The sequence below is a fragment of the Komagataeibacter saccharivorans genome (assembly GCF_003207825.1).
Taxonomy (GTDB): domain Bacteria; phylum Pseudomonadota; class Alphaproteobacteria; order Acetobacterales; family Acetobacteraceae; genus Komagataeibacter; species Komagataeibacter saccharivorans.
On sequence record NZ_NKTY01000005.1, the window covers coordinates 13,389 to 25,092 of the forward strand.

Here is an 11,704-nt window from a genome sequence, read left to right on the forward strand (position 1 = left end):
TCACACCCCGCCCAAGGGGCGCATCGCTTCAGTGGTCGCGTATCCTGACCGCCATGCCCATCGCATTGCCCAGCCGTTCCAGCCTGCGGCGCACGCTTTCACCCTGCACCACGTCACGCCCCGGCGCGAAATGAAGGGACAGGATGTCCCCTTCACATTCCAGCCGCGTACCATCCAGCAGTCCCTCGGTCCCGCCGCTTACGGTATAGGCCAGCCGCAACGCCTGCCCCAGCACCACGGCGCGGGCAAAATCATCCTGATCGAGCAGTTGGCGCGATGGCTGCAGATAGGCCACCGACAGGTCGGCCCCGTACCGTACCGCAAGCGTCAGCGACAGGAAGGCCCGCGCCTGATGGGTGTACCCCACGCCCTGCATGCGCAGGATACGCAGATAGGTCTGTTCCGCCCGGTATTCGGGGTGGTCATGCGCGCCCACATCCGACAGCCAGCATGCAACGCCACGCAGGCGGGCGAAATCTCCGCGTTCGTCCGGGAAAAGCGGGACGGTCCAGTCCGCCAACCGTTCCGGCAGGGTCATGCTGCGGCCAAGCATGCCGCACATTTCGCGCGCGACCGCGTCCTGCGGGTCATTTCCCGCCACGCTGGCCGCCACATTGCGCATGTACCACCCTTCGCGCAGCCCATCGACGCAGAAGACCAGCCCCGTGGACTGCGTGCGCCGCATGAGCCGACGCAGAACGGTCGCGGCGAAAGGCGCATCTTCCAGCCGTTTACGCGGCACGCCCGGCAGGCGTTCAAGCGAACGCTTGCCCGCGCTGATGATCCAGTCCGCCATCTCCCGCGCCGTATCCGGCCCAAGATGGTAAAGATGCACGATATTGAGCGGATAGGCCGTGCGCACGATCTGCATGCGCGCCAGCGCGCGGAAAGCGCCGCCCACCAGATACAGATTCTGCCCCTTCACCTCATCCAGCCAGTCCACGCCCGACAGGTCTTCATCCGTCAGCGCGCGGGCACGGGCCAGATCGCCATCGGCCCGTTCATTCAGCCGGATCACCCCCAGCGGCAGGGTGCAGGCATCAAGCTTGCGCCCATTTTCCAGCCGGATCAGTTCCAGCGACCCCCCGCCGATATCCGCGACCAGCCCATTGGCGTCCGGTATGCCGCACAGCACGCCGGTAGCGGAATAATCGGCTTCCTCCTCCCCGCTCAGTATGCGGATCGGCACGCCAGGCAGGCGCGATTTCAGGCCCGCCACGAATTCCGGCCCGTTGCTGGCATCGCGCACGGCGGCTGTGGCCAGCACCTCGAACGGGCTTGCTTCCATCCCGCGCGCGATGGCGTTGAAGCGGGCCATGACTTCCATCGCCAGTGGCAGAGCCTCTTCATTCAGCCTCCCCGTAGCATTCAGGCCGCGCCCGAGCCGCAACACCACCTTTTCATTGAAGATGGGCATCGGGTTGCGTGAGATACCATCAAACACCACAAGCCGGACGGAGTTAGATCCAAGATCTATGACCGCCGAACGGCGGAAACCCCCACCGCCCGTCACATCCAGCCCCATACATTGCCCGCCCGTGCCGCCATGACCGCGCCCATACCGTAATCCTCAGTCCTCAATAGTCTGTTCCGCATGCCAGGGCTGGGAGGCACTGACCCGGATCGGGGCCTCGCCCCCTGCCTTGCCGCGCCCCGGATAGGACGGGTGCTCCATGAAATACTCATGCGATGAAAACGGCCTGCGTCCCGGCTCCAGCCGACGCCACACCCCGTTGCGCTGCAGTATCCATGACTGAAGGTTGTCCTTAAGGTCGATCATCATGATCTGGTCAAGCACGCGGGCATGAATCTGCGGGTCAAGCATGGGCACCATGCTTTCAACCCGCCAGTCCATGTTGCGCTGCATCCAGTCCGCCGAGGATATGTACAGCTTCGCATGTTTGGACGGAAGCCGGTGGCCGTCGCCAAAGGCATAGATGCGGGCATGTTCCAGAAAACGCCCCACTATCGACTTGACCTTGATATTTTCCGACAGCCCCGGAACGCCGGGCCGCAGGCAGCAGATGCCGCGCACCACCGCCGTAATCCGCACGCCCGCGCATGACGCGGCATAGAGCCGGTCGATCAGGTCGGGATCGACCAGCGAATTCATCTTGAGCCAGATCTGGCCCGGCCTGCCCGCCTGCACATGGGCGATCTCACCCGCGATCAGGTCTTCCAGCGTGCGGCGGATGGTTACGGGCGAAAACGCGATCGCCTCCATCTTCGCGGGCATGGCGTAGCCGGTCATGTAGTTGAACAGCCGTGCCGAATCGCGCGCCAGTTCCGGGTTGCACGTGAAGAACGACAGGTCGGTATAGATACGCGCGGTGATCGGGTGATAATTGCCCGTGCCGAAATGGGCGTACGACCGCAGCGCCGCCCCTTCACGCCGCACCACAAGGCTGAGCTTGGCATGGGTCTTGAGGTCGGAGAAGCCGAACACGACCTGCACCCCCGCGGCTTCCAGCGCGCGGGCAAGGCGGATATTGGCTTCCTCATCAAACCGGGCGCGCAGTTCGACCATGGCGGTCACGGCCTTGCCCGCTTCCGCCGCCTCGATCAGCGCCTTCACGATGGGACTGTCGCGCGACGTGCGGTACAGCGTCTGCTTGATTGCCACCACGGCGGGGTCAAGCGCTGCCTGCCGCAGGAACTGCACCACCACATCGAAGCTTTCGAATGGATGGTGGACGATCATGTCCCGCGCACGGATGGCGGCAAAGCAGTCGCCCCCGCAATCGACAATCCGTTCGGGAAAACGCGGGGTATAGGGCGGGAACAGCAGGTCGGGCCGGTCATCGACAATAAGCTGCTTGAGGTCCACCACCCCGATCAGCCCTGACTGGACGAACACCTCATCCGGCGGCGGGCCAAGCCCCTCGGCCATGGAGCGGGCGAGATCCTCGGGCATGCGGGATTCGATGTCGAGATGGATCACCACGCCACGCCTGCGCCGCTTGAGGGCGGATTCGTAGGAGCGCACAAGATCCTCGGCCTCGTCCTCGAACTCGACATCCGTATCGCGCACCACGCGCATCACACCCCATTCCCCCGCCACAAGACCGGGGAACAGATGGCCGATGCACATGACGATCAGGCGTTCAAGCAGGATGAAGCGCGTCTTGCCCGGCGGGGACAGGCCTGCGGGCAGGCGGATGAAACGCTCGATCCGCGCGGGCAGCAGGATCAGCGCCTCCATCACGAACTGGCCGGTCTCGGCGTTCATGAGCCGCAGGGCCTGCGCGATGCCCATATTCGGCAGGAAGGGCAGCGGATGGGCGGGATCTATCGCAAGGGGCGTGATGACGGGAAAAACACGCTCCATGAAGCAGTTTTCCAGCCACGCCTGTTCTTCCGCCGTGAACGAGACCTCATCACACAGGACAATACCCGCCGCTTCCAGTTCACGCTGGAGGTCGCGCCAGATACGCTGCTGTTCCTGCAACAGCCGCCCGGTGCGCTCCCGCACGGCGGAAAGCTGCTGCTGGGGCGTCATCCCGTCGGGCGAGGTCTTGAGCAGCCCTTCGCGCACCTGTCCCACCAGACCGGCCACACGCACGGAATAGAATTCATCCAGATTGCTGGCGCTGATCGACAGGAAGCGCACCCGTTCCAGCAGCGGGTTGCGGGGGTTGTCGGCCTCGTCCACCACGCGCTGGTTGAAATCCAGCCAGGACAGTTCGCGGTTTATGAACCGCGCGGGCGACGTGGCATCCGGCAGGGGTTCCGCCGGTTCGCGCAACGCGACCTGTCGCCCTGTTGCGACACGCCGCCGGACACGCGGCGCCTTTGCTGCGGGGGTGGAAGGGTTACGTGGCGATCTGGCCAATTGTCTCGCTCTCCCGCTTGGGTGGCACTCTTATGATTATGTCCGACTCTAGGCCAGCAGCACACGCCTTGACCAGAGCCAGTGCGGCAGGCCGTCCGGATCAGGGACCATTCAGGCTTCGGGTTCGGATTCCTTCCCCTCCGCCATCATTGTCCCCACCAGCATGTCCGCCAGCGCGCGGGTGGCAAGGGCGCGCGTGACCCGCCCCCCATCGGCAAGGGCGGCGTGATCCAGCCTGCGCACGGCTTCCTGCATGGCAAGGGCGGTACGCGGCAGGCGGCGCAGAAGCCATTCGACCACCGGCTGCGATACGACAATCTGGCGTTCCGCCAGCAGCCGCAGCAGCAGCACCCGCAGCAGCCCGTCACCGGGCTGGCGTATGGCCACGGCCATGGTAGCACGCAGGCGGCTGGCAAGATCCGGCAGCACGACCGGCCAGCGCGCAGGCGGTTCACGCCCGCCCATCAACAGGGCGATACCGTGTTCACGGGCGGTATTGAGCAGGTGCAGCAGCGCCCGTTCATCCGTGCAGCAGTCGGCCCCGTCCAGCACGATGGCCATAACCGGCGCGTGGCCACCCGCGCCAAACAGCGCGGCGACATGCCCGTGCGACAGGCTGGGCCCCTGCAACAGCAGCGCATCGTGCATCTGCGCCCATATTTCCAGCATGTGGGTCTTGCCCGTGCCTGCCGCCCCCCACAGGGCCAGCCTGCGGTCCGGCCACGGGGTGGGACCAAGCAGCCAGCTTCGCGCAGCGGCGTTGGAGGCGGAAAAGACGAAATCATCCGCAGCGAATCGGGGCGTGTGGGCAAACGGCAACACCAGTTGCCCGATCGCGCCGCCAAGCGCGTTTTCATCCGTTTTCAGCTTCGTGCGCTCAACCACCGCTTTGTGCGTTGCCCCGCCTTGACGTAAAGAAAGCCGGAAGTCCGTTCGATCCCCGGTTCCGTGCTGCGGTTTCCATAGCCTGCCTGCGGGAGTCCGGGGAAGTGATAGTTTGATTACGAAAAAAGGCCCGCCGCATGACGTCCGCCCCCCGCCCGCCTGCCTCCCCCGCCGATACAGCACCCGGCGCCACCTACCGCGATGCCGGTGTGGACATTGCCGCGGGTGACGCGCTTGTCGAAGTCATCAAGCCTGCCGCCCGCGCGACGGACCGCCCCGGCACGATGGGCGGCCTTGGCGGGTTCGGCGCGCTGTTTGACCTGAAGGCCGCCGGTTTTTCCGATCCCATCCTTGTGTCATGCACCGATGGCGTGGGCACCAAGCTCATGATCGCCATCGAAAGCGGACTGCATGAAACGGTGGGTATCGATCTGGTCGCCATGTGCGTGAACGATCTGGTGGTGCAGGGCGCGACCCCCCTGTTCTTTCTGGACTATTTCGCAACGGGCAGGCTGTCGATTGACGATGCGGCGAAGGTGGTGCGTGGCATCGCAAAGGGCTGCGCCGATTCCGGCTGCGCGCTGGTTGGTGGCGAAACGGCGGAAATGCCGGGCATGTACGCCCCCGGCCACTATGACCTGGCCGGTTTTTCAGTTGGCGCGGCGGAGCGCACGGCCCTGCTGCCGGGCAGCATCCAGCCCGGTGACACGCTGATCGGCCTGCCCTCGGCTGGCGTGCATTCCAACGGCTTCTCGCTGGTACGCAACATTGTCACCCGCAGCGGGCTGGCATGGGATGCGCCCTGCCCCTTCGCGGATGGCCAGACACTGGGCGAGGCCCTGATGATGCCCACGACCCTGTATGTGCATCAGGTTCTGGACCTGCACCATGCCGGGCTGCTGGTGGGGGCGGCGCACATCACCGGCGGTGGTCTGCCGGGCAACCTGCCCCGCGTGCTGCCCAAGGGCACGCGCGCCGTCATTGATGGGTCCGCATGGCCGATCCCGCCCGTGTTCCAATGGCTGGCCAGCACCGGCAATGTCACGACCGAGGAAATGCTGCGCGTATTCAACTGCGGCATCGGCATGGTGCTGGTCGTGCGCGACAGCGCGGCGGCCCTTGCCCGTCTGGCCGAACGCGGGCAGCAGGCGTTCGTCATCGGGTCCATCGCGCAGGGCGAAACCCCGGACGCCCCGGCCACGCTGGCCTTCGACAGCCTGCCCGGACTGCGTGACTGAACCCGTGGTGACGCACAAGAAACCGATCGCGATCCTGATCAGCGGACGCGGCAGCAATATGCGCGCGCTGATCGAATCGTGCGCGCAACCGGACTATCCCGCCCGGATCGCCCTTGTCCTGTCCAACAATCCCGATGCGCCGGGACTGGACGTGGCGCGCGAAGCCGGACTTGCAGCCCACGCCATCGACCACCGCCCCTATGGCCGGGACCGGGAGGCGCATGAGCGCGCGCTGGACGCGGCGCTGCGCGCGGCAGGCGTGGAATATATCTGCCTTGCGGGCTACATGCGGCTGCTTACCCCGTTCCTGACCAGTGCATGGGCGGAACGGATGCTCAACATTCATCCCAGCCTGCTGCCAGCCTTCCCCGGCCTGCATACGCATGAACGCGCGCTGGAAAACGGCACGCGCATTCATGGCTGCACGGTCCACTGGGTAACGCAGGGCATGGATGAAGGCCCCGTCATCGGGCAGGCAGCCGTGCCCGTTCTGGACGATGATACGCCCGACACGCTGGCCGCGCGCGTATTACGGCAGGAACACAGGCTGTACCCGGCCGCCCTGCTGCGCGTGCTGGACCCCGCGGGCGCGCCCGTGCCGAATGCGGCGGCCAGCCTGCTGTCCGTATAAGGCCGGAACCATCCGGGCATGAAAAAAGCCGGCCCGCAGGCCGGCTTTTACATGGGCGGGGCAGAACCCCGCATCCTTCCGGTCCGTAAGGATCAGGGCAGGATTTCGGTGCCGGCGAAGAAGAACGCGATTTCGTTCTTCGCGTTTTCAAGGCTGTCCGAACCATGGACGGAGTTCGCTTCGATGCTTTCGGCGAACTGCGCGCGGATGGTGTTGGCTTCGGCCTTCTTGGGGTCGGTCGCACCCATCACTTCGCGGTTCTTCAGGACAGCGTTCTCACCTTCGAGAACCTGCACCACGACCGGGCCGGATACCATGAAGGACACCAGGTCGTTGTAGAACGGGCGTTCCTTGTGCACTTCATAGAACGCGCCAGCGGTTGCGGGCGTGAGCTGGATGCGCTTCTGGGCGACGATGCGCAGGCCGTTGTCTTCAAACACGGCATTGATCTTGCCGGTCAGGTTGCGACGGGTTGCATCGGGCTTGATGATGGAGAGGGTACGTTCAACTGCCATGGGACAGCTCCTTTCAAACAGGTGATGGAATATAACGAGACGGCATCGGTCATAAACCGCCATCGCCTTACAAGCGCCATCTAGAGCATATCGCCGCGGACTGGTAGGTACAACCCGCACGAAACCAGCCATGTCCCCCATATTGCCGGAGTTTTCCGCCCGTGAGCCTGCTCGTCATATCCGACCTGACCCTGCGCATTGCAGGGCGCACCCTGCTTGATGGCGCAAGCCTGAGCATCGATCCGGGGCGCAAGATCGGCCTTGTGGGCCGTAACGGGGCGGGCAAATCAACATTGCTGGCCGCGATCGCGGGCGACATTGCGCCCGATGGGGGCAGCATCCACATGTCGGCGCGCGCACGCATGGCGCGCATCCGGCAGGAAGCGCCCACGGGCTACGGCTCCCTGCTGGAAACCGTGCTGGCGGGCGATACCGAACGCACGGAACTGCTGGCCGAATCCGAAACCTGCGCCGATCCCGCCCGCGTGGCCGATATTCATGAACGCCTGCTGGCGATCGACGCGCACAGCGCACCCGCACGGGCGGCGGCCATCCTGTCGGGTCTGGGATTTGACGCGGCGGCACAGGCGCGGCCCGTATCGGATTTTTCGGGCGGGTGGCGCATGCGCGTGGCGCTGGCAACCGCGCTGTTCCTCAACCCCGACCTGCTTCTGCTGGATGAGCCGACCAACCACCTCGACCTTGAAGCCACGATCTGGCTGGAAAACTGGCTGGCGCGGTTTTCGGGGGCGGCGCTGATTGTCAGTCATGACCGGGGGCTGCTGGACCGCGCGGTGGACGCCATCGCCCATCTGGATCACGGCAAGCTGACGCTGACACCCGGCGGGTATGAGGAATTCGTGCGCATCCGCACCGAACAGGCCCTGCAGCAGGCCCGCATGGCTGAACGCATCAATGCAAAACGGGTGCATATGCAGTCCTTTGTGGACCGTTTCCGCGCCAAGGCCACCAAGGCCCGTCAGGCACAGGCGCGGCTGAAGGCGTTGCAGAAGCTGCCGCAGATAGACAGCGTGATCGAGGACGCGCCCAGCCAGTTTTCCTTTCCCGAACCCTCCGCCCTGCCGCCGCCCATGCTGACCATGGACCGGGTTTCCGCCGGGTATGGGGACCATACCATCCTGTCGCACCTGTCCCTGCGCATCGACATGGAAGACCGGATCGCCCTGCTGGGCGCGAACGGCAACGGCAAATCCACCTTCGCCAAGCTGGTGGCGGGGCGGCTGGAGCCGCAATCGGGCACGATCCAGCACAGCCCGAAGCTGAAAGTCGGCTATTTCGCCCAGCACCAGGCCGAGGAACTACGCCCCCACGAAACCCCGGTGGACCACATGGCCCGCGCCCTGCCCGGCGCAGCCCCTTCCGCCGTGCGTGCGCAGCTTGCCCGCTTCGGTCTGGATGCGGAACGGGCCGATACCGTAACACGCGACCTGTCGGGCGGCGAAAAGGCGCGCCTGCTGCTGGCGCTGGCGACACGCGACGCGCCGCATCTGCTCATACTGGATGAACCGACCAACCATCTGGATCTTGACGCACGCGACGCGCTGATCCGTGCGCTGGCGGAATTCGAAGGTGCCGTCCTGCTGATCAGCCATGATCCGCATCTGGTGGAACTGGTGGCCGACCGGCTGTGGCTGGTGGGAGATGGTACGGTGCGCCCGTTTGATGGCGACATGGCGGAATACCGCACATGGCTTACGGAACGCGCGCGCGCCGCCTCCCAGAGCGATCCGTCACGCCCGGCGGCGGCCCCCAAACGCGATGACCGCCGTGAGCGTGCCGAAGCCCGCAAGGCGCTGGCCCCGCTACGCAAGCGAATCCGCGATGCGGAACAGCTTATGGCCCGACTGGTGGCCGAGCGTACCAAGCTGGAAACCCGTCTGGCGGACCCGGCCCTGTATGAAGGCGGCAAGGCCGATGAGGTCACGGCCCTGAACACCCGCCTTGCCGCCATCGCACGCGAACACGACAAGGCGGAAGAAGACTGGCTGGAAGCTGAAACCGAGATGGAAGAAGCCGCAAGCGCTGACTGAACGCGGGCGTCAGGCGGGCATGTGGCGGCGTTCCAGCCGCTGCGCCACCAGCGCCAGCGTAAAGACGGCCAGACCGGCTGCCGAAAGACACGCCCCGGCCCAGCCCACCGACTGCGCGCCGTAACCGGCGGCGATCACCGCCCCGCCCAGCCACGCGCCAAACGCATTGGCGATATTGACCGCGGAATGGTTAAGGGCCGCGGCCAGAACCTGTGCATTGCCCGTCACATCCATAAGGCGCGTCTGAAGCGCGGGCAGCAGCGCGATGATGCCGCCCATGAGGCTGATGACCAGCAGGATCAGCCCAGGATTGCCCGCGCAGATGGGAAACAGGCACGACATGAGCGTGCTGCCCGCCAGCGTCACGACAACCGCGCGCGCGGGACTGACATCCACCAGCCGCGCGCCCGCCATGTTGCCCGCCACCATGCCCACGCCCCATAGCGACTGCGCCAGCGGCACGACCCAGACAGGGGCGTGCGTGACCGTCAGCAGCACTTCGGACATGTAGGTGCCTACGCAGAACATTCCCCCGAAACCGATCGCACCGGTCGCCAGCGTAAACCACACCTGCGGGCGAGCCAGTGCGCCCAGTTCCCGCAGGGGCGCGCTGGACGGTTCCGCCGCCACTTCGGGCACATTGCGCGCGATCAGGCCAAGGGCCAGCACACTCATAATCGTGATGACCCCGTACATCATGCGCCAGCCCAGCAACTGCCCGCCCCATGTAGTCAGCGGTACGCCCACGACATGCGCCACGGTCAGGCCGACAAACACGCCCGCCACCGCCCGCCCGCGGCGGCCCGGTTCCACCATGGCGGCCATGACCAGTGCGGCCACACCATAGAAGGCCCCGTGCGGCAGGCCCGTCAGGAACCGCGCATAGAACAGCGACCGGTATCCCGGCGACAGGACCGACGCGGCATTGCCCACCACGAACAGGGCCTGCAGCACCAGCAGCAGCCTGCGCCGCGACAGGCCCGCGCCGATAATGGTGATAAGGGGCGCCCCCACCACCACGCCCAGCGCATAGGCGCTGATGACGTGCCCGGCCACCGGCACCGATACGCCAAGCGAACGCGCAACGCCGGGCAGGACGGCCATAAGCGCGAATTCCCCCGTGCCGATGGTGAACGTCGCCACCGCCAGCGCAAGTTCGGCCGCCCCCACGCGCCCGCGACCGGCCGGGAGGGAGGGAAGAATGTTCAGGCTACGCACATCTCGACCCTTTCCCGGCGGGATGGAATGGCTTACGGCTAAGCGTATCAGTGCCGCAGCGGTCCTGTACACACAATGCCGCAAATCCGGCATCACCTTATGGAAATCCGGTTCGACCTTCCTGCCTTCCAATACGTTATGCCGGTCAGACCCCGCCGGGTTTTACATCCTGCGGGACCTGTGCCGCCCACCCTACGGACATATTGATGACAGCCTCTCCCCCACCGGCTTCTTCCCAGCACACCACACATCATGAACACGAACAGGCGAAAGACAGCGTGACCGATCCCCGCGCCGTCCAGCTTGCCCGCATTTTCAGCCTGCTACGTCTGGCCATCGTCGTTACCGTCGTGGTCGTGCTGATCTGGCTGGTGGGCGACGTGCTGATGGTCATCTTCGCCGCCACGCTGGTAGCCGTCATCCTGCATAACCTTGCCGGTATCGTGGAACGGCATACGCGCCTGCCCTACTGGCTGGCGCTGACAGCGGTGGTGGTCGTGCTGATCGCTGCCCTGACCGCACTGATATGGAGCAGTGGCCCCGAAATATCGGAACAGGCGGTCAAGCTGCGCACCGCCCTGAGTGAACAGGCCCACAGCCTGCGCGACCGGATGGGCAATTCCTCCATCGGGCGGATGATCCTTGATAACCTGCCCTCCTCCCTTGGCGGGAACGAGCCGTCCTCGGGCGGCAGCGGCTTCGGTTCGCTGGCGGGGTCCATGACGGGATTCGTGTCCTCCGCCTTTGGTGCGGCGGGCACGCTGGCGGTCATCCTGATCGCGGGGCTGTATTTCGCCATATCGCCCGAACTCTATGTCAACGGCATGCTGCGGCTGGTCCCGCATGAATACCGCAAGACATCACGCGACCTGCTGCTGACAGCGGGGCGCACCCTGTGGGCATGGACGGCGGGACAGGCGCTGGACATGACGGTGGTGGGGCTGCTGTCCTTTATCGGGCTGTGGTGCATCGGCGTGCCACTGGCCCTTGCGCTGGGGGTGGTGGCGGGGCTGGCCAACTTCATCCCCTATATCGGCGCGTTCGTAGGCGCCGTGCCTGCCGTGCTGATCGCCCTGTCGCAGGGCACGCGCGAAGGGTTCATGGTCATGGGCCTGTATGCCGCGATCCAGTTTTTCGAAGGTAACGTGATGGCCCCCCTGATCCAGCGCCACGCGGTGCAGATGCCGCCGGGGCTGACCATCCTGTCCCAGACGATCTTCGGCACCATTCTGGGCGTGCCGGGCCTTATCCTGGCCTCTCCACTGACTGCCGCCCTTCTGGCTACGGCGGACCGCGCCACGCCCAAGCTTGAAGATGACGAACGCGTCTGAACG

9 protein-coding genes are annotated in these 11,704 nt (G+C 65.5%); 4 read left to right on the plus strand and 5 right to left on the minus strand.

The annotated features are described in order from the left end of the window. Positions 1–28 precede the first annotated feature (28 nt). The 3 genes from CFR79_RS04700 to CFR79_RS04710 all read right to left on the minus strand — a co-directional run bounded on the left by CFR79_RS04700 (position 29) and on the right by CFR79_RS04710 (position 4,717). On the minus strand, positions 29–1,525 hold the full coding sequence (locus tag CFR79_RS04700; protein ID WP_110547093.1) for a Ppx/GppA family phosphatase: 1,497 nt from the start codon (positions 1,523–1,525) through the stop codon (positions 29–31). Between the two features lie 45 nt (positions 1,526–1,570). Beyond that, entirely contained in the window at positions 1,571–3,832 is a 2,262-nt protein-coding gene (locus tag CFR79_RS04705) for an RNA degradosome polyphosphate kinase (RefSeq protein WP_110547094.1), read from the minus strand. A gap of 111 nt (positions 3,833–3,943) precedes the next feature. Then, positions 3,944–4,717, minus strand: coding sequence for a P-loop NTPase family protein (locus tag CFR79_RS04710; protein WP_102324501.1), 774 nt, complete (start codon positions 4,715–4,717; stop codon positions 3,944–3,946). Between the two features lie 137 nt (positions 4,718–4,854). Between CFR79_RS04710 and purM the strand changes: the two genes are divergently transcribed. Then, positions 4,855–5,955 (plus strand): phosphoribosylformylglycinamidine cyclo-ligase, encoded by a 1,101-nt coding sequence (gene purM, locus CFR79_RS04715; RefSeq protein ID WP_110547095.1) that lies wholly within the window; start codon positions 4,855–4,857, stop codon positions 5,953–5,955. 7 nt (positions 5,956–5,962) lie between these two features. Next, entirely contained in the window at positions 5,963–6,586 is a 624-nt protein-coding gene (gene purN, locus CFR79_RS04720; protein WP_110547155.1) for a phosphoribosylglycinamide formyltransferase, read from the plus strand. Positions 6,587–6,678: 92 nt separating this feature from the next. Here the strand turns inward: purN and ndk are convergent, their stop codons facing one another. Beyond that, positions 6,679–7,101: a nucleoside-diphosphate kinase gene (gene ndk / locus CFR79_RS04725; protein ID WP_102324503.1), complete on the minus strand. Its 423-nt coding sequence runs from the start codon at positions 7,099–7,101 to the stop codon at positions 6,679–6,681. A 161-nt stretch (positions 7,102–7,262) separates the two neighbouring features. Here ndk and CFR79_RS04730 point away from each other — a divergent pair, with 161 nt between their 5' ends. Continuing rightward, on the plus strand, positions 7,263–9,152 hold the full coding sequence (locus CFR79_RS04730; protein WP_110547096.1) for an ABC-F family ATP-binding cassette domain-containing protein: 1,890 nt from the start codon (positions 7,263–7,265) through the stop codon (positions 9,150–9,152). Positions 9,153–9,161: 9 nt separating this feature from the next. On the opposite strand, the gene CFR79_RS04735 is transcribed toward CFR79_RS04730, so the two are convergent. Next, entirely contained in the window at positions 9,162–10,361 is a 1,200-nt protein-coding gene (locus CFR79_RS04735) for an MFS transporter (RefSeq protein ID WP_373280088.1), read from the minus strand. Between the two features lie 215 nt (positions 10,362–10,576). Here CFR79_RS04735 and CFR79_RS04740 point away from each other — a divergent pair, with 215 nt between their 5' ends. Then, on the plus strand, positions 10,577–11,701 hold the full coding sequence (locus CFR79_RS04740) for an AI-2E family transporter (RefSeq protein WP_102324505.1): 1,125 nt from the start codon (positions 10,577–10,579) through the stop codon (positions 11,699–11,701). Positions 11,702–11,704: the final 3 nt, after the last annotated feature.